The sequence below is a fragment of the Agrobacterium sp. SOY23 genome, assembly GCF_027212525.1.
GTDB lineage: Bacteria > Pseudomonadota > Alphaproteobacteria > Rhizobiales > Rhizobiaceae > Agrobacterium > Agrobacterium tumefaciens_I.
Map to the genome: position 1 here is coordinate 565640 of NZ_JAPWDT010000002.1, position 22982 is coordinate 588621.

19 protein-coding genes are annotated in these 22982 nt (G+C 59.8%); 8 read left to right on the forward strand and 11 right to left on the reverse strand.

What is annotated here, in order from left to right; translation table 11 throughout:
• Positions 1–53: 53 nt before the first annotated feature.
• Positions 54–1325 (reverse strand): phosphoribosylamine--glycine ligase, encoded by a 1272-nt coding sequence (gene purD / locus O3S81_RS07935; RefSeq protein ID WP_269342099.1) that lies wholly within the window; start codon positions 1323–1325, stop codon positions 54–56.
• Between the two features lie 201 nt (positions 1326–1526).
• Here purD and O3S81_RS07940 point away from each other — a divergent pair, with 201 nt between their 5' ends.
• From O3S81_RS07940 to ubiA, 4 genes are all read left to right on the forward strand, one after another.
• Positions 1527–3845 carry a Tex family protein gene (locus tag O3S81_RS07940; RefSeq protein ID WP_269342101.1) on the forward strand — a complete coding sequence of 773 codons (2319 nt, stop codon included), beginning with the start codon at positions 1527–1529 and terminating at the stop codon, positions 3843–3845.
• 168 nt (positions 3846–4013) lie between these two features.
• Positions 4014–5270, forward strand: a complete 1257-nt coding sequence (locus tag O3S81_RS07945) for an SAM-dependent methyltransferase (RefSeq protein ID WP_269342103.1) — start codon at positions 4014–4016, stop codon at positions 5268–5270.
• Positions 5271–5517: 247 nt separating this feature from the next.
• Positions 5518–6318 carry a MipA/OmpV family protein gene (locus tag O3S81_RS07950; protein ID WP_269342105.1) on the forward strand — a complete coding sequence of 267 codons (801 nt, stop codon included), beginning with the start codon at positions 5518–5520 and terminating at the stop codon, positions 6316–6318.
• A gap of 119 nt (positions 6319–6437) precedes the next feature.
• Entirely contained in the window at positions 6438–7391 is a 954-nt protein-coding gene (gene ubiA / locus O3S81_RS07955; protein ID WP_269342107.1) for a 4-hydroxybenzoate octaprenyltransferase, read from the forward strand.
• 77 nt (positions 7392–7468) lie between these two features.
• Here ubiA and O3S81_RS07960 read toward each other — a convergent pair whose 3' ends face one another.
• Entirely contained in the window at positions 7469–8035 is a 567-nt protein-coding gene (locus O3S81_RS07960) for a DUF6101 family protein (RefSeq protein WP_269342108.1), read from the reverse strand.
• Positions 8036–8402: 367 nt separating this feature from the next.
• Between O3S81_RS07960 and O3S81_RS07965 the strand changes: the two genes are divergently transcribed.
• The gene (locus O3S81_RS07965) at positions 8403–10841 is read left to right on the forward strand and encodes a DUF1217 domain-containing protein (protein ID WP_269342110.1); all 2439 of its coding nucleotides are present in this window, start codon (positions 8403–8405) and stop codon (positions 10839–10841) included.
• A 153-nt stretch (positions 10842–10994) separates the two neighbouring features.
• Here O3S81_RS07965 and O3S81_RS07970 read toward each other — a convergent pair whose 3' ends face one another.
• Entirely contained in the window at positions 10995–11945 is a 951-nt protein-coding gene (locus O3S81_RS07970) for a LysR substrate-binding domain-containing protein (RefSeq protein WP_269342113.1), read from the reverse strand.
• Between the two features lie 204 nt (positions 11946–12149).
• On the opposite strand from O3S81_RS07970, the gene O3S81_RS07975 reads away from it, so the two are divergent.
• On the forward strand, positions 12150–12443 hold the full coding sequence (locus tag O3S81_RS07975) for a DUF1127 domain-containing protein (protein ID WP_269342114.1): 294 nt from the start codon (positions 12150–12152) through the stop codon (positions 12441–12443).
• 172 nt (positions 12444–12615) lie between these two features.
• Here O3S81_RS07975 and O3S81_RS07980 read toward each other — a convergent pair whose 3' ends face one another.
• The 7 genes from O3S81_RS07980 to O3S81_RS08010 all read right to left on the reverse strand — a co-directional run bounded on the left by O3S81_RS07980 (position 12616) and on the right by O3S81_RS08010 (position 20253).
• Positions 12616–13989, reverse strand: a complete 1374-nt coding sequence (locus O3S81_RS07980; RefSeq protein ID WP_269342116.1) for a glutamate--cysteine ligase — start codon at positions 13987–13989, stop codon at positions 12616–12618.
• 118 nt (positions 13990–14107) lie between these two features.
• A complete protein-coding gene (locus tag O3S81_RS07985; RefSeq protein WP_269342118.1) occupies positions 14108–14845 on the reverse strand; it encodes a 16S rRNA (uracil(1498)-N(3))-methyltransferase in 738 nt (245 codons plus the stop codon).
• 19 nt (positions 14846–14864) lie between these two features.
• A complete protein-coding gene (locus O3S81_RS07990) occupies positions 14865–16370 on the reverse strand; it encodes an inorganic phosphate transporter (RefSeq protein ID WP_269342120.1) in 1506 nt (501 codons plus the stop codon).
• Positions 16371–16549: 179 nt separating this feature from the next.
• Complete coding sequence (locus O3S81_RS07995; protein ID WP_269342122.1) at positions 16550–16990, reverse strand: NUDIX hydrolase; 441 nt, start codon at positions 16988–16990, stop codon at positions 16550–16552.
• A 272-nt stretch (positions 16991–17262) separates the two neighbouring features.
• Positions 17263–18033, reverse strand: coding sequence for an HAD family hydrolase (locus tag O3S81_RS08000; protein ID WP_269342124.1), 771 nt, complete (start codon positions 18031–18033; stop codon positions 17263–17265).
• Entirely contained in the window at positions 18030–19376 is a 1347-nt protein-coding gene (locus O3S81_RS08005) for a glycosyltransferase family 4 protein (protein ID WP_269342127.1), read from the reverse strand. The genes O3S81_RS08000 and O3S81_RS08005 overlap by 4 nt, the downstream gene beginning before the upstream one ends.
• A gap of 103 nt (positions 19377–19479) precedes the next feature.
• On the reverse strand, positions 19480–20253 hold the full coding sequence (locus O3S81_RS08010; RefSeq protein ID WP_269342129.1) for a FadR/GntR family transcriptional regulator: 774 nt from the start codon (positions 20251–20253) through the stop codon (positions 19480–19482).
• On the opposite strand from O3S81_RS08010, the gene O3S81_RS08015 reads away from it, so the two are divergent.
• On the forward strand, positions 20228–20512 hold the full coding sequence (locus O3S81_RS08015; protein ID WP_269342131.1) for a hypothetical protein: 285 nt from the start codon (positions 20228–20230) through the stop codon (positions 20510–20512). The genes O3S81_RS08010 and O3S81_RS08015 overlap by 26 nt on opposite strands.
• A gap of 32 nt (positions 20513–20544) precedes the next feature.
• The gene (locus tag O3S81_RS08020; RefSeq protein WP_269342133.1) at positions 20545–21819 is read left to right on the forward strand and encodes a DUF3422 family protein; all 1275 of its coding nucleotides are present in this window, start codon (positions 20545–20547) and stop codon (positions 21817–21819) included.
• Between the two features lie 165 nt (positions 21820–21984).
• Here the strand turns inward: O3S81_RS08020 and O3S81_RS08025 are convergent, their stop codons facing one another.
• Positions 21985–22884, reverse strand: coding sequence for a LysR family transcriptional regulator (locus O3S81_RS08025; RefSeq protein WP_269342134.1), 900 nt, complete (start codon positions 22882–22884; stop codon positions 21985–21987).
• Between the last annotated feature and the right edge of the window lie 98 nt (positions 22885–22982).

A 22982-nucleotide genomic window follows, 5' to 3' on the forward strand; every position in this document is an offset into this window, starting at 1 on the left:
AAACTTGGTAAAAATTGAACGAAATCGTCGTTCGAACCCGTTTGCTTTGCAGATCAGGCCTTTTCGCGCGCCACAGCCTGCCAGCCAATATCGCGGCGGCAGAAACCGTTTTCCCATTCCACCTTGTCCAACAGCGCATAGGCGCGCGCCTGCGCCTCCGTCACGGTCTTTCCGAAGGCGGTGACGTTCAGCACACGGCCGCCGGTTGCGACAAGTTTGCCGTCCTTCAGCGCGGTTCCGGCATGGAAAACCTTCGCCTCCTCGCTGGCATCGGGAATATGCGCGATCGGCGTATTCTTGTCATAAGCGCCGGGATATCCCCTGGAGGCGAGAACGACGGTCAGCGCCGCATCATCGCGCCATTCCGCCTCAACCTTGTCCAGCGTGCCGGTGGCGGTGGCGTAGAGGATCGGCAGCAGATCGCTCTTGAGGCGCATCATCAGCACCTGGCATTCGGGATCGCCGAAACGCACGTTATATTCAATCAGTTCCGGGCCCTTGGCGGTAATCATCAGGCCGGCGAAGAACACGCCGGAGAAGGGATTGCCGTCCTTGGCCATGCCGGCAATCGTCGGCTCGATGATTTCCTTCATGGTGCGCTCCACCATGGCGGGCGTCATGACAGGGGCAGGGGAATAGGCGCCCATGCCGCCGGTGTTCGGGCCGGTATCGCCATCGCCGACGCGCTTGTGATCCTGCGCGGTGGCGAGCGCCAGCGCGGTCTTGCCGTCGGAAAGGCAGAAGAAGCTCGCTTCCTCGCCATCGAGAAAGGCCTCCACAACCACTTCGGCGCCGGCTGCACCAAACGCACCGTCGAAACAGTCGTCGATGGCGGCCAGCGCTTCGGCTTCCGTCATGGCAACGGTCACGCCCTTGCCGGCGGCAAGTCCGTCAGCCTTGATGACGATCGGCGCGCCCTGTGCGCGGACATAGTCCTTGGCTGGTTCAGCGGATTTGAAGCGCTGGTAAGCGCCGGTCGGGATATCGTAACGGGCGCAGAGATCCTTGGTGAAACCCTTTGAGCCCTCAAGCTGAGCTGCGGCTTTCGAAGGTCCGAAAGTGGCGATGCCGGCGGCCCGCAGATCATCCGCCAGCCCCGCAACCAGTGGCGCTTCCGGGCCGATGACGACGAAGTCGATTGCTTTCTCCTTCGCAAAAGCGATGACGGCAGCATGATCTTCCACGTCAAGCGAAACGAGTGTCGCGTGCTCGGCGATGCCGGGATTGCCGGGTGCGGCATAAAGCTCATCGATGAGGGGAGACTGGGCGATTTTCCACGCCAGCGCATGTTCGCGTCCGCCGGAACCGATCAACAGAACTTTCATGGTCAATACCCCTGCAAATTCGCCAGTAACCTTGTGGCACGGGCGTTAAGGGCAGGGGGGCGAAAGGTCAAGGAGAAAGCGCTGCAAATGCCTGTCTTTCCCTTGAAGTCAGCCTTTCCTGTGGAATCGTTCCCGCCTCTTGTTGTCACGCCACAATCAGACATTATGTTCGCCGCTCCAGACGTGACAGCAGAGAACCCCATGACCGCAGACAATGCCCGCCTCGCATCGCTCATCGCCGCCGAAATCAACGCCCGTCCCGATCAGGTGAAGGCCGCGGTGGCGTTGCTGGACGAGGGCGCGACCGTTCCCTTCATCGCCCGTTACCGTAAGGAAGTGACCGGAGGGCTGGACGATACCCAGCTTCGCACGCTCTCGGAACGCCTTGTCTACCTGCGCGAACTCAACGCGCGCCGGGCCTCCATTGTCGATTCCATCACCGGCCAGGGCAAGATGTCCGACGAGCTGATGGTCAAGATCATGCAGGCGGGCACCAAGGCGGAGCTGGAAGACCTTTATCTGCCCTATAAACCAAAGCGCCGCACCCGTGCCGAAATCGCTCGTGAACGCGGTCTCGGTCCGCTTGCCGAAGCCATCTGGGAAAACCGCGGCGCCGATCCGGCAAAGCTGGCGGAAAGCTATATCCAGGGTGAGGTGGCCGATGTGAAGGCGGCGCTCGAGGGCGCGCGCGACATCGTTGCCGAAACCATGACGGAAAATGCCGATCTTCTCGGCCGCCTGCGTGATTACATGCGCCAGAACGCCACCTTCCGCGCCAAGGTCGTGGATGGCAAGCAGGCGACGGGCGAGAAGTTTTCGGATTATTTCGACCATTCCGAACGCTGGGCAACGGTGCCGGGCCACCGCGCGCTCGCCATGCTGCGCGGCTGGAACGAGGAAATACTGACGCTGACGATCGACGTCGATGCGGACGATCCTTCGCCGGTGAAGCCGTCGCAGCGCACCATTGCTGCCGCCTTCGATATCCGTAATGCGGGCCCCGCCGATCAATGGCTGATGGAGGTGGCGGGCTGGACCTGGCGCGTGAAGCTTTCCATGTCGCTTTCGCTTGATCTGATGCGCGAACTGCGCGAGCGGGCGGAAGAAGAGGCGATCCATGTCTTCGCCCGCAATCTGAAGGATCTGCTGCTGGCCGCTCCCGCCGGTTCCCGCGCCACCATGGGTCTCGATCCCGGTATCCGCACCGGTGTGAAGGTCGCGATCGTCGACGGCACCGGCAAGCTGCTGGATACGAGCACGGTTTATCCCTTCCCGCCGAAGAACGATGTTCGCGGCACGCAGGCCGAACTCGCCTCGCTCATTCGCAAACACAATGTCGAGCTCATCGCCATCGGCAACGGCACGGGCAGCCGCGAGACGGAAAAGCTGGTCGCCGATCTTCTCGCACAGCTTCCCGCTTCCGGCGCAAAGCCCACCAAGGTCATCGTCTCGGAAGCCGGTGCATCGGTCTATTCCGCTTCGGAACGGGCGGCGGCCGAATTCCCCAATCTCGACGTGTCGCTGCGCGGTGCCGTCTCCATCGCCCGGCGTCTTCAGGACCCGTTGGCGGAACTGGTGAAGATCGAGCCGAAATCCATCGGTGTCGGGCAATACCAGCACGACGTCGATCAGGGCCGCCTCAGCCGCTCGCTCGATGCCGTCGTGGAAGACGCGGTGAATGCCGTCGGTGTCGATCTCAACACGGCCTCGTCGCCGCTTCTGGCGCGCGTCTCCGGTGTTGGCAGCTCGATTGCCGATGCCATCGTTGCCCATCGTGACCAGACCGGGCCTTTCGCCAGCCGCAAGGAATTGCTGAAGGTGCCGCGCCTTGGCCAGCGCACCTTCGAACAATGCGCCGGCTTCCTGCGTATTCCGAACGGCAAGGAACCGCTGGATGCCTCTTCGGTGCACCCGGAAGCCTATGGCGTGGCCAAGAAGATCGTCGCCGCATGCGGCCGTGATCTGCGCTCGCTGATGGGTGACAGCGCCGCGCTGAAGGCGCTTGATCCGAAGCGCTTCATCGACGAACAATTCGGCCTGCCGACCGTCAAAGACATCATCGCCGAACTGGAAAAACCCGGCCGCGACCCGCGCCCGAGCTTCAAGACCGCGACTTTTGCCGATGGTGTGGATGAGATCACCGATCTGAAACCCGGCATGCTTCTGGAAGGCACCGTCACCAATGTCGCGGCCTTCGGCGCTTTCGTGGATATCGGCGTACATCAGGATGGCCTGGTGCATGTTTCGCAGCTCGCCGACCGTTTCGTGAAGGACCCGCATGAGGTCGTCAAGGCGGGCGATGTGGTCAAGGTGCGAGTCGTGGAAGTGGATGTGAAGCGCAAGCGCATCGGGCTGACCATGCGCAAGGATGGCGGCGAGGCCGCGCCGCAGCCGATGCGCGAAAAGAACAATGCGGGCGCCATGCGCCATGCCACAGCCAAGCCGAAAGAGCGCAACGAGGGGTCGCAATCCGGTGGTGCTCTCGCCGCTGCTTTGGCCGAAGCCATGAAGCGACGCTGACCTATGGTTGAAATGTTTTTTTACCAAAAAGCCCCGCCGGATACTCCGGCGGGGCTTTTTGCTTGATGAAATCGTTCAATTTTTTTGAAATAAGACTATCTTGCAACTTGTGCTGAAAGGAATACGGTCAGCAAAATTGATAAGTGAGACTTAGCAATTGGGGGTGCCATGGCGTCGTCTCTGCATGTTCTTCTCGAAAAGATAATCAAGATCGGTGATCTCACCGTCAACAGCCCGGGCGGCAGCCGTACATTCGGCAATGGCACGGGAAAAAAGGTGGTTCTGAATTTCACGGACGAAGCCGCCATGCAGGAGATTGCCGCCGATCCGGCGCTCAAGCTCGCTGAAATGTATATGGAAGGCCGGGCGAAGATCGCGGAAGGCGATATTTACGATTTCCTGGCGCTGGTCAAAAGCAATACGCTGAGCGAGGCTTTGTCCTTCGGCATGATCTGGCGCGGCATGGCCCGCATCATCGCTGCCCGCATCAAGATGCGTCTGCCGGTCAATCACAACAAAAGCAATGTCGCCCATCATTATGATCTGAGCGCCAAGCTGTTCGATCTCTTCCTCGATGAGGACTGGCAATATTCCTGCGCCTATTTCAATCCGCCGGGCATCAGCCTCTATGAGGCGCAGGTTGCGAAAAAGCGGCACATTGCCGCCAAGCTGATGACTGAGCCGGGCCAGAGCGTTCTGGAAATCGGTTCCGGCTGGGGTGGCATGGCGATGTATATTGCCGAAAGCGTGGGTGCCGACGTGACCGGCATCACGCTCAGCGAAGAACAGCTTCGCGTTTCCCGCGACCGCGCGGCAAAACGCGGGCTTGCCGGCAATGTCCGCTTCGAATTGCAGGATTACCAGTATCTGCCGGCCTCGAAGAAATATGACCGCATCGTCTCCGTCGGCATGTTCGAACATGTCGGGCCGACCCATTATCGCGATTATTTCGACAAGGTGGCGGAGGTGCTGGACGAGAAGGGCGTGATGGTGCTGCATTCCATCGGCCAGCCCCACCCGGCGCTGGCGACCAATCCCTTCATCGAAAAATATATTTTCCCCGGAGGCTACATTCCCTCGCTCGCCGAGGTGCTGCCGGCGATCGAAAAATCGCGGCTGCTGGTGAAGGATATCGAAATCCTGCCCATGCATTATGCGCACACGCTCCGGCACTGGCGGGAACGTTTCGTGGCGCGCAAGGCGGAAGCGATAGCACTTTACGACGAACGCTTTTTCCGTATGTGGGAGTTTTATCTGGCGGGGTCGGAAATGGCCTTTACCCACGAAAACTTCCATATTTTCCAGATCCAGCTCGCCAAGGATCGCGATGCCGTGCCGCATAATCGCGACTACATTGCGCAGAACGAAGCGAAGCTGCTGGAGTTCGAGAAGACGCGTGCGCCGCTGGAGAAGGTGGCGTTCTGACGGGCGACTGCTCCGTGGAGTCTTGACGAACCTATCCGCAATCTCGGCGTCATCCTCGGGCTTGTCCCGAGGATCTATCCACGTCGCGGAAAGTTGGTCGGTAGCAGATGCTCGGGACAAGCCCGAGCATGACGGAGGGTTAGGTTCGGTGGCGGTGTGCCTTCTTCCCGCTCTGGTTAATGGAATGGAAAGACAATCCCTCTAATTCTACGGACACCTGTCTGTATTGCGTTTCTGGGGTTCTTTCATGTTCAAGCCATCAGCGGCCGTCGCCGCCTGTGTCCTGTCGCTTTTTGCCGTGGGCAATGCCCATGCTGAAGGCTGGTTTTCCGGCGACTGGTATCTGAAGCTCGGCGGTGCGGGTTTCACCGCGCCGAAATACCAGGGCGACAACAAGAATGAATTCGGCTTTTCGCCCATTATTTCGCTCGGCCGTCAGGGGCAGGGCGCGCGTTTCACCTCGCGCAACGACAGCGCCTCGATCTCGCTTCTCGACAATGGCCCGATCAGCATGGGTCTCGCCGGCAAGCTGGTTTCCCCGCGTGACGAAGGCGATTCGGCTGATCTCAAGGGCATGACGCGCATCAAGCGCGGCGGTGAGCTTGGCGGGTTCGCCGAAGCTTATCCGACCGACTGGCTGCGCATTCGCGGCGAAGTCCGTCAGGGTATCCGCAGTCACAGCGGCGTGGTGGCGGATCTCAACGCCGATGTCTTCACCGATATCGCCCCCGGCGTCCAGATTTCCGCCGGTCCGCGCGCGACATGGGTGAGCAGCAAATATAATGACCGCTATTATGGTGTGAGCGCGGCCCAGACGGCCGCCGGCGCGCCATCGCCCTATAGCCCGGGCGGCGGCCTGCATTCCGCCGGCGTCGGCGCTGCCATCACCTGGAAGGTCACCGAAAACGCGGAAGTTGGCTCGTTTGCGGAATATCGCCGCCTGACGGGTGACGCCGCCGACAGTTCGCTGGTGCGCGAGCGCGGTTCGAAAAACCAGTTCATCATCGGTGTTCAGGCAAGCTACAAATTCAATTTCTCTCTGCCCTGAGAGGCAGGCGACAAGGCCACGCGAAGCCCCGTTGCGGAAGCCGCAGCGGGGCTTTTTGCTTGAATGGTCCGGTGCTGAAATCCATTCCGATTTTCCCGCCAATGCTGTAGAACCATACCATGGTTCACCACAGCGATTTATCAGACCGCGTTTCCGACGCGCCATCCAATAACTGGGTCTATCGGATTTTGCCGAGGTCCCTCTGGCCCTATGCGCAGCTGGCGCGGTGGGATCGCCCCATCGGCTGGCAATTGCTGATGTGGCCGTGTTTCTGGTCCGCAGCCCTCGCGGCCAATGCGGCGGTTGTGAGCGGCGGCTTTTCCTGGGGCATGCTGATCTGGCATCTGGTGCTGTTCTTCATCGGATCGGTGGCGATGCGTGGCGCCGGCTGCACCTATAATGATCTCGCCGACCACAAGATCGACATGGCCGTGGCGCGCACCCGCTCGCGGCCCTTGCCTTCCGGCCGGGTGAGCCGAGGGCAAGCCAAGCTCTTCATTGTGCTGCAGGCACTTGCCGGGCTGGTCGTGCTTCTGCAGTTTAACGGTTTCGCGATCCTCACCGGCATAGCCTCGCTGGTCTTTGTAGCGATCTATCCCTTTGCCAAACGTTTCACCAACTGGCCGCAGTTTTTCCTCGGCCTCGCCTTTTCCTGGGGTGCGCTGATGGGCTGGGCCGGGCAGTTCGGTTCTCTCGCCTGGCCGCCTGTCCTGCTTTATGTCGGCTCCATCGCCTGGACGATCGGTTATGATACAATCTACGCCCATCAGGACAAGGAAGACGACACGGCCGTGGGCATCGGTTCAACCGCCCTGCTGTTTGGGGAAAACACACATCGCTGGCTGGTTTTCCTTTATGGCACAGCCCTTGCCATGATTTTCCTGTCCTTCTGGGGGGCGGGTGTTAACGTCATTGCCTATAGCGGTCTGGCCGCCGCCGCCCTCATGCTGTTCCGGCAGGTCTGGGTGCTCGATATCGATGATGTCGACCAATGCCTCGTGCTGTTCAAATCCAACAACCGTGTCGGTGTGCTGATTTTCGCCGGCCTTATCCTGCCGTTGCTGCTGGCGTAAGCTGCGGGAACAGGCAATACGAAAAAGCCCGGCCGCGTCATCCGCACCGGGCTTTTTGTGTTCTGGACTGAAGAAGATCAGTTGCGGGCGATGATTTCCTTGCCCTCGATCTTCATGCGCATGCCGAGCGAGCCGGTGGAGCGGCGAACGAGGAAGCGCGGGCGGCGCTCCGCGAAATAGGAGTGGCGGCGGCGCGGGCGGCTGTTCTGGGTGCGTACCTTGCCGAGATGTTCTTCCAGCGGGCGAGCGACGCCATCGGCTTCCACCATCAGCATGGGAATGCGGTAGGCCTCGGACCAGCTGCGCCAGTCGGCGGCGATATCGCAGAGATCATGGGCGACCAGCAGCGGAACGCAGAGGTCCGGATCGTCATGGTGCAGTTCCAGCGTTACGGTGACCTGTCCGTCGCCATGGTCGATGGCGCGGGCGGCGACACCCTTGAAGGCGCGCGCTGGCAAAGCGAAGGACAGAGGCAGGCCGGAAGAGGTGAGAACCTTTCTCAGAACGGCGCCCCGTTCATCGAGAGTGACGGCGACATCGGTCGCGCCATTGCCTTTTCCATAGGTGACCTGTTGCGGAAAACGTGCCGGGTCGAGTCTGAGAGTGGCGACGGCCCAGTCGGGCTTCAGAACGGTCTTGGTCATGTTTATTCTACCCTTGTTTTACCTGAGAGCCGGTTTCCGGTCTTCTCATCGGGACTTTTCGTCCTCTGATGTCGGGAGAATATCCGCCGCCTGTTCGAGACTGCTTAAAAATCGCGGTTAAGAAAACTTTGCATTCCCAAATGGTTAGCAAAACACACTGTGGCATGGTTTCGCTTAGGTAAAGCAGATCGAGACAATGCGGTTTTTCATCGCGCCGAAATTATGCTCTTTCAAGCTCCGGGCAAGGCGTCTCCCGCATAGTCATGCCAAGGCTTGCCGTGCGTCCAGATGGGGGCACGATATGTGGATTCAAAAACCGGAGCGCGCGGTGTCTGACGGGACAGGCGGTGTTTCAGGGAGCATTCGGATGGTATCGACTTATCTCAGCTACGACCTCATCAACCGCGATATGAAGACAAGCATCTCGCGCGTATCGCAGCAGGGGATCGTCGAACGGCAGACGAAATATTACAAGGAAAACATCGGCAATGTGAAAAGCGTCGATGACTTCCTCAACAACTACCAGCTCTATTCCTATGCCATGGATGCCTTCGGTCTCAGCGAGATGACCTATGCCAAGGCCTTCATGAAAAAGGTGCTGGAAAGCGATCTGAACGACCAGAACAGCTTCGCCAACAAGTTGACCGACGAACGGTATCGGGAATTCGCAGCCGCCTTCAATTTCACCTCATCGACGAAAACGGTCCAGACGGAAGCCCAGCTCGACAAGATGATCGGGCTTTACGACACATCGATAACCAATCTGGACGACAGCCTTGCGGAAGAGACGCGTTATTACAAGGCGATCATCGGCACGGTGACCAATGTGGACCAGCTGCTGCGCAACGACCGGACCCGCGCCTATATCTTCCAGGTCTTCGGTATCGATGAGAAGACCTATTCCTATGCCCATATCAAAGGATTGATGACGAGCGAGGTTGACGATCCCGACAGCTACATCAACCAGAAATACGGCGCGGCCTATAATGATGCGGTCGAGAAACTGGCGATGAAGGGCAATATCGAACTGCATGCGCAGGTCACGGCCCGCGTGACGGCCATCGACACCGCGCTGGCAGGCACCGGCTTGACGGCCGAGGAGCGTACGAAGCTCGAGGCGGAAAAGGTCACCCGGCAGGATCAGCTCACCCAGCTTGAGGCGGTGCTGCCGCCCAAGGACGAATGGGCGGCGAAACTCGCGGCCATCAAGGCGGAGCAGACGACGCTGTCCAACACCGTCACGCAATATAACAAGATGGCGCAGCTTGCCGCCGCCTTCGAATTCAAGAATGACGGCACGGTGGCCGCCGGCGGGGCGCAGACGGCGGATAATCTCAAGGTCATGACGGATGCCTATATCAGCAGCGCGCCGCGCGTGACGCCCACCGTCGCCACGCTGAACAGGGATTATTTCGAATCAAAGATCGGCTCGATCAAGACCGTGGACGAACTGACCTCGGATACGCGGCTTCTCAACTACATCAAGGTTGCCTTTGACCTGAACGACGCGACCACCGTGACGGCAACGATCAAGAACATCCTGACCAGCGATCTGAACGACCCGAACAATTACATCGCTACCTTTGGCAAGAATGACAAACGTTACCTCGCCTTGAGAAATGCGTTCAACTTCCAGACCGATGGAACGCTGGCTGCGGGTACAACACCCCAGACGACGACACAGACCGCGACCACCACCAGCGGCTACATGATCCACTATAATGACAAGGACGATGCTGCCGACGAAAAGGCGATCAAGCTGTACAAGAGCGACATAAAAAGCGTCACGTCGGTCAAGGATTTCCTCGAAAGCAGCGCGGTCTATAATTATGCGCTGAAAGCCGTCGGCCTCGATCCGGCCAAGGTGAATCCGGCCGATATCCGCAAGGTCCTTACCAGCGACCTGCAGGACAAGAAAAGCTACGTCTATACCCTGAAAGACGAGCGCTACGTCAAGCTGGCGGAGCTTTTCAATTTCGCATCCGACGGCAAGGTGGGGTCGCCGGTTCTGGCGCAGTCGGAAATAGAGATGCAGACCATGTCGGCCGACTATATCAAGAAAAAATCCGCTTTCGGCACGGAAAAGGACAAGGAAGCGGCCAAGAAGGAAGCTGAATATTTCACCGACGAGATGCAGAAGATCAAGACGCTCAAGGAGTTTCTGGGCAATGATCGCCTGACGAAGTTCGCGATGGAATCGCTCGGCATCGATCCGAAAAGCGTGACTAAGGCACAGCTCGAGAAAATATTCACCTCGAAGCTCGACGATAGCGAAAGTTACGTCAACAAGGAGATGGATCCGGTTTTCCGCCGCCTCGTCACCGCCTTCAATTTCAATGCGGATGGCAGCCTTCTTCACGAGGATCGCAGCCTGATCCAGACGCGGCGCGGCCTTTACGAGACGCTGGACAATTATCTGACCCAGACGCTGGAAACGCAGGCGGGTGAAGAAAATGCCGGTGTGCGCCTCGCGCTCTATTTCAAGCGCATGGCGACGGGAACGACGTCTTACTACTCCATTCTCGCCGATACCGCGATCCAGAATTTCATCAACACCACCTTCAGTATTCCCGATGAACTCGGCAATGCACCGGTTGATACGCAGGTGGCGATGATGAAGAAATATTTCGACATCAAGGACTTTCAGGATCCCGACAAGGTCAAGAAACTGATCGCCCGTTTCACCATCATGTATGATGACAAGCAGAACACCACCAATCCGATCATGGCGCTGTTCAATGGCAGCGGCTCGGTAGGCATCAGCGGCGACACGCTGCTGGCCGTCGCCTCGCTGCGGGCGCGATAGGCGGGACGCGCGGGCGGACGATAAGGCGAGCTGGTTTGGCCGGCTCAGGCTGACGATAAAGGCGGAAACCTTTTCTCCGTCTGCGGTGCCGGATCATCTCCTCGCGGTGACGGCGGATGCTTGCGTATCACACGCCCGCATCCCACCACCCGGTCACCAGCCCGGCAGCATATGCCCGGCACGCAGGCGCGGCATCTTGGGGTAGGTTTTCACATCATTGTCCATTTCGTCGACAACGCTCATCGGCGAGATATTGTCGAGGCAGGCGGTGATGTGGTCGGTAATGGCGTTCACCAGCGAGGGCGAGAGGCCTGGCCGCTTCATCAGCCCGATCTGCACCGGCGGCAGGGGCGGGAAGCCATCCGCGGCGGTCAGAACCTTCATGCCGGTGCGCAGCGCCGATTCCGGCAGCACCGAGACGGCCATGCCGGCCAGCACGGCGGCGGCGACCACCGTGGAAGACCAGCTGGTGAACAATACCTGATAATCCCGCCCGTCGGCATCGAGCGCCGAACAGGCAAGCTGGCGCCAGTGGCAATCGCGCCGCCCAACGGCGAGCGGCACCGGCGCGTCGTCCTTCAGCGGATGGTTGGCGGAGGCGACCCAGCAGAGCGGTTCGGTTCGCACCACATCCGAGGAGCGGGCACGGGGATTATGGGTGACGAGCGCGATATCCAGTTCACCGCGCGCCATTTTTTCGGCAAGGCTGACCGAAGGTTCGCAGACGATGTAAAGCTCGACATTCGGGTGGGTCTTGGCGAAGCGCCCGATGATTTCAGGCATGTAGCGGTCGGCGTAATCATCAGGTGTGCCGATGCGCAGCGTGCCTTCCAGCCGGTTGTCATCGAAGGCCGCAATCGCCTCATTGTTGAGACGGATGATGCGGCGGGCGTAATTCATCAGCTTTTCGCCCTCCGCCGTCAGGCGGTTGCCGCGCCCGTCCTTGGCGAAAAGCTGTTTGCCGATACGCTCTTCCAATCGCCGCATCTGCATGGACACGGCGGATTGCGTCTTGAAAACGCGGTCTGCGGCCTTGGTGAAACTGCCAGAATCGACAATGGCGATGAAGGTGTGCAGCTGATCTATATCGAGAGGTGCGGACATGGACGGTCATCCATCAGAATGATTGATATCTCACATTAGAAACATTCGTTGGACTGATCAATAGTCTTGCGACATTTTGACACCCAGCAAATCAGTATCAACCGCGGGCCGACGAGACGTCGAGCCCCCAACCCAAGGCAGCTTCTCGCGCGTGGTGCGTCGGGGGGCGGTGCCGCATCGTGCCGTTACGAGAGGATATGTATCATGCGCACGGCAGAACGGAGAATGGAACTGGAACTCGCAACCGCACGGCCGGGGGACGCCTGGCGTCGCGCCGCTGTCCTCGGTGTTTCCGGCGTTAAAACGTTCGTGCAGCGCATCTACAATCGTATCGTGGCCAATGGTCTCACGGAACTTGATGACCGTCTTCTTGCCGATATCGGTCTGGTGCGGTCGGATGTCAGCGATGCTCTCAATACTGGCCTGTTGGAAGATCCGACGGCCCATCTCACCCGCGCTGCGCGCAAACGCGCGGTCACGCGCTTCAAGACGCTTTGAAATTCCGCCTCCGGCAGACCTCCAGCTGCCGGACGTGGCTTCCAGCCGCAAGGTTTTCCCCGCAGGGTGATTTGCCAATAGCCCTGCCTTTGCCCGGTGTCAGGCCCCTCGGCCGCGCCGGGCTTTTTTATGGCCCGGCTTTGCCTCACTGGCGCAGTTTACCGATATAAACTCAATACTGATATTCCTCGAACACCGGCAGCACCGAACCGCCCCAGCGGCCGTTATAGAGTGCGAGCAGGTCTTCGGCGAGCGTGGTCTTCTTGGCCAGCACCTCGTCCAGCGATGACAGGAACACGGTCTCGTCCTGACCTTCGCCATTCAGCCGCTTGCGGTTTTTCAGGCCGGTGCGGGAAATGTCGAGAACCTCGCGGGCGACGCCGAGAAGCGGCTTGCCGGCGATCTCTGCGGTGAGGCCCTTGGCCGGTACGGCGTCGCGAAGCGCGATCACCTCATCGAAGCTCCAGCCGGCGGTGAGCGTATCGGCAGCGTCCAGCGCTTCCTGGTCATAAAGAAGACCGACCCAGAAGGCGGGCAGGGCGCAGATGCGCCGCCACGGACCGCCATCGGCGCCGCGCATTTCGAGGAAACGCTTCAGGCGTACATCGGGGAAGAGCGTGGAGAGATGGTTCGTCCAGTCGCCCATGGTCGGCTCCCATGCGGCGATTTCGCCCTTCAGCGCGCCATTCATGAACTGCCGGAAAGTGACGTGGGTGCAATCATGATATTTGCCGTCGCGCACGATGAAATACATCGGCACGTCGAGCGCCCATTCGACATAATCCTTGAAGCCAAAATCGTCGTTGAAGGTGAAGGGCAGTACACCGGAGCGGCGATTGTCGGTATCGCGCCAGATATCGCCGCGCCAAGACAGAAGACCGTTCGGCTTGCCCTCGGTAAAGGGCGAGGAAGCGAAGAGCGCCGTCGCCAGCGATTGCAGCTTCATGGAAACGCGCATCTTCTGGCGCATGTCCGCTTCGGAGGAGAAGTCGAGATTAACCTGGATGGTGCAGGTGCGGTACATCATGTCGAGACCCTTTGTCCCGACCTTCGGCATGTAGCGCGTCATGATCGCGTAGCGCGATTTCGGCATGCGCGGCGTCTCGTCATAGCTCCACAGCGGGCTGCCGCCGATGCCGAGGAAACGGATGCCCATCGGCTCGGCCACTTCGCGCAGCGTCGCCAGATGCTGGTTGGATTCCTTGCAGGTCTGGTGCAGGTTTTCGAGCGGCGCGCCGGATAGTTCGAACTGGCCGCCCGGCTCGATGGAGATGGCGCCCATGCCATGCTGTTCGCCAAGACCGATGATGTTTTCACCGTCCATGATCGGCTCCCAGCCGAGCTTTTCCTGCATGCCCTTCAAAAGGGCTGAAATGCTGGCCTCGCCGAAATAGGGAACTGGGCTGTTGTCCTCGCGGAAAAACGCGAATTTCTCGTGTTCGGTGCCGATGCGGAAATCGGCTTCAGCCCTGCAACCGCCCGCCAGATAATCTGTAAGCTCCGTGACGGAGGAGAGGGGTGTCTGGTCGGTCGTGTCGCGTGCCATGGCTTACCTTGTTATGACGTCTCTGTTGCGGCGAGGCATATGATTGGCAGATAGGGCCGGATCGCATCCGGTGGCAAATGAATTTCTTTTAAAGATGCATGAAGCGCAATGGTGCCCCTCAGTTCCAGTCGCCGATTGCCGCCTGAATGACGGCGAGCGCGGCGACGGCGGCCGTATCGGCCCGCAATATACGCGGCCCGAGCGGGATAGGGGTAACGAAGGCAAGGCTGCGCAGCAACTCCCGTTCTTCCTCGGAAAAACCGCCTTCCGGGCCGACCAGCAGGGCGATCTTGCGTTCCTTGATGGCCTGCAGGACCGGCAGCGGATTTTGGCCGGCATCGCCCTCGTCGCAATAGATGATGCGGCGGTCAGCCGGCCAGGTTTCCAGCATGTCTTTCAGTTTTACCGGTTCTGCCACCTCGGGCAGGGACAGAATGCCGCATTGCTCGGCTGCCTCGATGGCATTGGCGCGCAGTTTTTCGGTATTGTGGATCTTGCCCTGAACATGCTGCGTCATCACCGGTTGCAGCAACCCGGCGCCCATCTCCACCGCCTTCTGCACCAGATAATCCATCCGCCCGACCTTCAGCGGCGCGAAAAGATAGTGCAGATCCGGCGCATCCGGCTGCGGCCGCGTCTGTTCGAGCGGAACAAGGATGATCTTCTTGCGGCTCGGAAAGGAGAGTTTCGCTTTCCATTCGCCGTCGCGGCCGTTGAACAGCAGGATTTCCGCGCCGTCCGTCATGCGCAGCACATTGGCGAGGTAGTTGAACTGTTCGCTCGTCGCTTCCTGTGCCACGCCCCCGGCGAGGGAGGCTTCGATGAACAGGCGTTGCATCCGGAAATTTGCGCGCATGGGACTTTCGGTTTCAGCGTCAGAGAAAGAGGAAGGACAGGAGCCAGTAGAGCAGCGCCGCAAGCGTCGCGCTCGCGGGAACCGTGACCACCCAGGCCGCGATGATCGTCATGAAATGCGAGCGCCGGACGAGGTAGCGGCGGCGGACCTCGGAAGGATTGTCCAGATATTTGCGGGTGCGGCGGGCCTGGCCTGCGCCTGACTGGACGAGCTCCTGCCGCCGGCGTGACGATTGCGTGTACCATTCGCGGAAGAAGCCGACGCCGAACACCGCGCCGATTGCCGTATGGGTGGTGCTGACCGGCAGGCCGAAGCGCGAGGCGACGAGAACGGTGAGCGCCGTGGCCACGGAAACGCAGAAGGCGCGCATCGGATTGAGCTTGGTGATCTGCTCGCCGACGAGGCGGATGAGGCGTGGGCCATAAAGGAGAATACCACAGGAAAGCCCGAAGGCGCCGACCAGCATCACCCATAAAGGCGCGCGGGCGGATGTCTGCACCACTTCGTCATGCAGGGCCCGCACGATGGCCACCACCGGGCCGATGGCGTTCGACACGTCATTTGCGCCATGGGCGAAGGACATCAATCCGGCAGCAAGAACCAGTGGCCACTGAAACAGGATCCGCAGCGACTGGTTACGATTATCCAGCCCTACCGATTGCTTGCGGATAATGGGCACGCAGATCCGCCAGGCCACGAGCCCGGTCACCAGCCCTGCGATGCTGGCATAACCAAGCGACACAGGGATGAGCTGATGCAACCCGACCCAGATGAGATAGGCCATGAAAACACCGGCCATCAGGCCGATCAGAACCGGAACCCAAAGCCGGGCGGAGCCGATCTTGTCGTCGCGGTAGATGATGAATTCCTTGATGAAGGCAAGGATGGCGATGGCGATGGCGGCACTGATGAAGGGCGCGAGCACCCAGGCAAATGCGATGCTGCCGAGCGACAGCCAGTCGACCGCTTTCGCCCCATAGGCGGCCATCCCGGCACCGGCAACCCCGCCAACCACGGTATGGGTGGTGGAAATCGGGGCTCTGGTCCAGGTCGAGACATTGACGAGAAGGCCGGCGGCAAGAAGTGCTGACAGCATCGCCCAGGAAAATGCGGTCCTGTCGGGAATGGTCTGCACGTTGATGATGCCGCTGGAAATGGTTTCGACGACATTGCCGCCGGTGATCAGCGCGCCCGCGATCTCGCAGATGGCAGCGACGATAAGCGCGGCGGCAAGCGGCATGGCCTTGGCGCCAACCGCCGGGCCGACATTGTTCGTCACGTCGTTCGCGCCGATATTGATAGCCATATACGCGCCGATGGCAACGGCGGCGATGATGATGACGGCGCCAGCTGTACCAGTGACGAAAGCACCGGCGAAGACGGCCGCAAGCACAACGAACATGAACCCCGCGCCAAGGCCGGCAAGCTGCTGGGTGACATGCAGCGTCGCTTCTTCGACACGGGTAATCTTGTCGAGATCCTTGTCGAGCGTCGGCTTCATGTTCGATGGCGGCTTCGTTGCCATTCACACCTCGTTTGCCAGCATTCCCTTTCGTCCGGCAGTGTCGCAGGTTGAAGGCAATTTACAGAAAGACTGTTGCATCTCGCACGTCTTTCCAAAAAGAAAAGACGACCCAAAAGAAAAGACGGCAAGATCCATGTCGGAGAACCAGATGGCAGATTGCCACATTTCCGGCAGTCGCGCTATTTCGAATGCGCCATCCGCCTGTCGAAAGTGAGCATCAGCGCTTTCAGTTCCGGCTCGTTGACCCGAGCGGCGGCCTCCCGGGGGCTGACCCATTCCAGCCGGCGCGCTTCCTTTTCGGGAAAGTTGTCCTGCATTTCGGCAACCTGGAGAAGGTGCACCTGAACCCTGCACGGCACGTTGATGCCGCTGTTCAGTTTTTTCTCGTATTCATAAAAACCGAAGGGGGCCTTTTCCACCGTGCCTTTGACGCCGGCTTCCTCGTAGGCTTCCTGTTCGGCCACCGCATGGGCCTTCTTGTTGGACATTGGCCAGCCCTTGGGAATGACCCATCGTCCGGTGTCACGGCTGGTCAGCAGCAACACTTCCGGCTCCGGATTGGTCTTAGACAATCGATAGCACAGCGCCGCATATTGCTGTCGCGGCGGTCTGCGCAACATCAAGCCAACATCTGTCGCCAATCGATTCAAAATCTTCAATCCGAATAAATCCTCTTCGTCGGGTAGTGATAATTGCTAATATAGAGACGCTGCAAATTCCGCCAATCCCCCTTTACCCATAACCCACTACTGTCTTCATGCTGATGAAGCCTTTGGGCAAAGGGATGTGGTCGATTTGCGAACAAAGTTTCGACCGGGTGGTTCCCCGGACGGACAGCCGATGCGGTAACGCTCTCTCTGCCTGCCTTCAAGCCATTCGGAATGCAAACCCGCTATGAATTATGGCCGGTACTGCTTTGACCGGGGTTCAGTCCCCAGTGCCGGAGGCCTTCGATCACTCCATCAGCCTCTTTGGCGGTCGAGTGAAAAAAGCGATTGTCCTGATGTGCCAGCGAGACAAGCTCAGGCAGGGCATTGCCCACGATCACGCCGCGAATAGTCTTCAATTCAAACATCGCCCGGTCATTGCCAGTATCGCCCGAGACCACTGATTCGTCGAGGCCGATACGTAATTGTCCACATAACCATGCAAGGGCCGCGCCCTTGTCGGCGGCCTTGGGCAATATGTCGAGGTCGCGGCCGCTGGAATAAACGATGCGGGCGTCTATATTGGCCGCCAGAAGCGCGGCTTCAATCTCGCCGAGCGCGGCGGCATCGGCGTCATGCAGGAACCAGCTCGATTTCAGGCCGTGCTGGTAACGCTCCTCCTGCATCGTCGCGCCCGCAATACCGGACATGACATCGGCAATCTTTCGTGGGTCAAAGCCGGTGCCAAGGGAATGTGTATAGGCGTTTTCCAACTCGCTGCGTTTCTTCGCGTGCAACATGGTGCCAACACCGCCAATGATGTAGTCCGGCTGCGGCAGCGGCACCTCTTCCAGAAGCGCAAGCTGATCGTTAATCAACCGGCCGCTGTTGAAGACCAGAATCGGGCGAAGATCATCCGGCAGGGCGTGCCAGAAATCACGGAACCGCCGCGTGGCGTCGTTATCGCCAACGACGGTTCCGTCGAGATCGGTGGAAAGAAGACGAAGCGGTTTCAATCGCCGTCGTTCCATGGTTCGGCCCAGTCTGCTTCTTCCAGAACCGGCATCATGGTCCTGCCTTCCACGAGCGCGAGGAGCTGCTGGGCAATGCCGGTCCATGTGAACAGGCTACGCGCCTTGTGCGCGCCCATGCGGGAAAGCCGCCCGTAAAGCCGCTCATGCTTGAACGGCTTCATCATGGTAATGCCGAGGTCTTCCTTGTCGAAAGGATCGGCAAACAGCGCATGGCGCCCGTAGCTGACGGCGCGGAACAGCCCGCCATGAATGGTGACGACGGTGGGCGTGCCGCTCGCCATGGCCTCGATCGCGGTCATGCCGAAGGGTTCGTAGCGGCTGGAAAGCACGAAGAGATCGGCGGCGCGATAGATATCCGGCAGGTCCTCATCCGCGACATAACCGGAAAATGCCACCTTGTCTTCCAGACCGAGCGATTTCACCCGTTCCTTCAGCTGGTTGAGAATGGTGGTTTCGTGCTCATCCATATTCTCGCCACCGACGGCGAGATGCAGGCGGGCTTCCGGCTCGCGCTCGGCAAGCACGGAGAAACCGTCGATCAGGAGATCATAACCCTTGTTGGTGGCGAGCCGCCCGAGCGCCAGCACCACCTTGCCCTCGAAACCGAAACGCTGGCGGATCATCTGCCGCGTTGCATCCGAAACCGGGAAGAAACGGTTGTCGTCATAACCTGGCGGGATCATGTGGATATGTTTGCGCTTGAGGCCATAATCCTCGATCAGCACGTCAAGCTGCACCGGCGTCGTGGCGATCACCATGTCGCAGCTGCGATAGATGATCAGCTCATGCTGGATGCGTTCCCTGAAGTTGAACTCCAGCTCGAACGTATCGGATTTTTCCGGATAGTCGGTCTCCATCTGGCGCTTCTTCCAGATGCCGAGCGAATGCGGCGTGTGCAGATGCGGGATTTTCAGCGCTTCGGAAAGCCGCTGCCCGGCGACGCCTGCGTCCCAATAGTGGCTGTTGATGAAGGAGTAGTTGAGGTCGTTTTTCTTGATGAAACGCAGCGCGTTTTCGCACCATTCCATCAGGTGCCGGTGCAGGTATTCCTTGGGTATGAAATCGCGCCCGCCGCAGGGAATGCGCACCACACGGACGCGCTCGTCAACCTCGTCGAATTCCGGCTGGTCTTCGAAGCGGCGGGTATAAAGATCGACGGTATAACCGAGCTGGCCGAGTTTGCGTGCAAGCTCAAGCACATAAACCACCTGTCCCCCGGTATCGGCAGCGCCCAGTGGCGGGTGCGCGGCGACATAGCCATGCGTCGATATGAGAGCTATCCGCGGATAGCGTTCAGTTTCGCTCGTGGTTGTCATGGGTCCCATCTTGGTAAATTTTTCCAATTAACCCGATAAAAAGACCGAACAGCACAAAAGGTTCCATAAAAACCCGAATAAAATGGATGGTGTATTTCGCCGGATGGCGTTTTCAGCTGCTGCGCTGCTGCTGTCGCAGGCGGGAAATCCGGTCCCATTCGCGCGCCTGATGCGCCTTCGACGTCGTCTCCACGATGAAGTCGATATGGGCTTCCGCCGCCGCCCTTGCTGCTGCCGGATCGCCGGCGGCGATGGCGTCATGGATGGCGATGTGCTGCCGTAACACCTCGTCATGGGCGCCCGCGATGGTGAAGATGAGGTGACGGTTATAGAAGATGTCGTCGCTCAGGAGCCGATAGCAGGACCGCAATGTGTGCATCAGCACGATATTATGCGCCGCCTCGCCAATGGCGTTGTGGAATTCCACGTCGCCCGAGAGCTCCTCTTCGAAGCGGCCCGCCTCATGCGCTTCACGCATTCTGTCGACGATGGCGGCAAGGTTGCGCCTGTCCGGTTCCGTTGCCCGCTTTGCGGCAAGTTCGGCGGTCATGCCTTCAACGTAGCGGCGATATTCGAGGAAATCCCGCGTCGCCCGGCTGTGGCGGGTGATCAGCGCACTTAACGGGTCGGAAAACACCGGGCCGACAATATCGGCGACATAGGTGCCGCCGCCATGGCGGCTGGTGAGAAGGCCACGCGTCTCCAGTTCTTTCAGCGCTTCCCGCAGGATTGGCCGCGAAACATCCAGGCGCTGCGCCAGTTCCCGCTCGCCGGGCAACCGGTCGCCATCGCGCAATATGCCGTCGAGGATCAGTTCCTCGAAACGTAGGATCACCTCCTGCGATGTGCGGCTGTGCTCGATGCGCGCAAAAAGCGTTTCGTCCATCGCAGAACTCTCCGGCGAAATGCCGCCCCCATGTGATGCAGGGCAAATTATCAGCGAAGCGGCGCACTGGTCAAATATTCTATCCAGTTCCCTGTTCGGCTGTATCAATGCCTGCGGCAACGCGGCATCTGCCTTTTCGAATTGGCTTTTGTTAAAGCAGTTCCCGGACAGGGTGATGGTGGCGGATTTTTCTGCCAGGTGGATCAAAACAATTACATCGGCTTCGATTGCGATGTTTTCATTGCAATCGATGTTTTAGAAATCCGGATAAGAAGCGGGGACGGTATAGCAATGGCCAAGGGTAGATTTGCATTCGCGAGCGCGCCGGAAAGATCGCTGGCTCTGGGCGAGGTTCATGCGCGGCCGACCGTGCTGCTTGCCCCGTCGCGTATCATCATCCAGCTTGCCTTCATGATGGATGGCGGCTCGGCCGTGCACCATTCGGTCATTGCGGAAATGTCGCGCAGCCGCGGTGTCGCGCCGCCGGAGCGCGATGCCCGCCACCACGCCATGCCCTGGGGACAGGGCACGCTGCGCTGGGAGCGGCATACGGAATTTTCGACCTGGTTCTGGGACGGTCCCGCGCCGGAGAAATTCGGCGGCGAGATTGCCGGTGACCCTTTCGGTGACGGCTTTTCGCCGCCCGGTTCGCTGATCTCAGGCGTGCGGCTGGAAATCCGCCCGGAAAACGGTGTCACCTCCCAGGCGGAAGCGATGTTTGAACCGACCAGCCTCTGTCACAGCGATGTGCGCGACGGGCAGGCGGCGATCCTCACCGATTTCCGCCAGGATCGTGACGGGCTGACGCAGATATTGGTCATCGACCGGGGCCTCACCGATTATAGCCGCGGCGCGCTGGTGCAGCGGCTGCTCGATATCGAGACCTATCGCACGCTCGCCATGCTCGGCCTGCCGATGGCGCAGACGCTGTCGCCGGACATTCGCCGCATCGAAGATGGCCTGACCGGCATCACCCAGCGCATGAAGAGCGACGCCCGCGACGAGGCGGATGCGCTGCTGGCCGAAATGACCCGGCTTGCCGCCGAGCTGGAGGCCAATGCCGCACTCAGCCTTTACCGTTTCGGCGCCAGCCGCGCCTATGACGGCATCGTGCGCGAACGCATCCGGGCGCTCGCGGAAACGCCCGTTCAGGGCCATGAGACCATGGGCAGCTTTCTGGAACGGCGCATGGCGCCGGCCATGCGCACCTGCCAGTCAGTGGAGGAGCGGCAGGCCAACCTGTCGCGCAAGCTCTATCGCGCCACCGCGCTTGTCAGGAGCTGGATCGATGTGGAACTGGAGCGGCAGAATACGGTGCTGCTCAACACCATGAACAAGCGCGCCGCCATGCAGCTTCGCCTGCAGCAGACGGTGGAAGGGCTCTCGGTCGCGGCGATCTCCTATTATGTCGTCGGGCTCATCGGTTATCTCACCAAGGCGATCAGCCATGACGTGCTGCCGGTCGATCCGGCCGTCGTCACCGGCATTTCCGTTCCCTTCGCGGTGCTTGGTGTCTGGTGGGTCGTGCGCCGCATCCGCCGCTCCCATGCGGAAGGCGGGCATTGAACAACACCCCACCTCCCTCATTCCTGTGCTTGGCACAGGAATCCAGTCGACGCGCGTCTGCGCGGAGGGAAGACTCTTTTCAGCCCAAGGACTTGGGCTGGCTGGATCCCTGTGACGAGCACAGGGATGAGGGAAGATTGGTGGTGACGGCGCGACTTAACCGCCTTAGCCCTGCTCCCAGTAGGGCGCTGGCCCATAAAGCCCGGCGAGATAATCGATGAATAGCCGCACCTTGGCAGGCAGGAACTGCCGGCTCGGATAGACCGCAGACAGCGTCACATTGCGCGACCCCTCATAACCGGGCAGCACCTGCACCAGCTTCCCGCTGCGCAATTCATGGCCGATATCCCATGTCGAACGCAGCGCAATACCAAGCCCGGATATCACCGCCTCGCGGATCACCTCGCTTGAATTGGTGACAAGCATGCCCTCCGGCCGGATGCTCAGCGCCCCGCCCGGTCCCTCCAACCGCCAGATATCGTTATTGTGCGCCGGCAGGCAGCGGTGTTTCTTCAGATCCTCGATCGTGGCCGGCATGCCGTGCGCGGCCACATAATCCGCCGAGGCGCAGAGCACACGCCGCACCGGCGCCAGCCTGCGGGCCACAAGGCTGGAGGAATTGAGATCGGCGATGCGGATCGCCAGATCGTAACCGCCTTCGATGATATCGATGAACTCGTCGCTCAGCACCAGATTGACCGACAGGTCCGGATGCCGTTCCATGAAACCCTTCAAATGCGGCGCGATATGCATGCGCCCGAAGGAGGTGGGGGCGGAAACCTTCAGCGTGCCGTTAACGGTGTTGGCCCGGCCGGACACAAAATCCTCGGCCTCTTCCAGCCCTTCCAGCACGGCCAGCACCCGCTCGTAAAAACCCTGTCCGGCTTCGGTCAAAGAAATCTGCCGCGTCGTGCGCTGGAAAAGCCGGGCGCCCAGCTTTTCTTCCAGCCGCTTGATGCGCTTGGAAATCACGGCGGGCGAATAGCCAAGCTCCCTGGCGGCCAGCGACATGCTGCCGGAGGCGGCAACGCTTGCGAAGACTTCCAGATCACCCAGATTTGTCACAGTTGTCTCCGATTGTTTCCGGAATGGAAAAAATCCTTAGCATTTGATTGCGTCGTTTCAAAGTGGTAAAGAAAGAATACCAGTTGGAGGAACGTGCA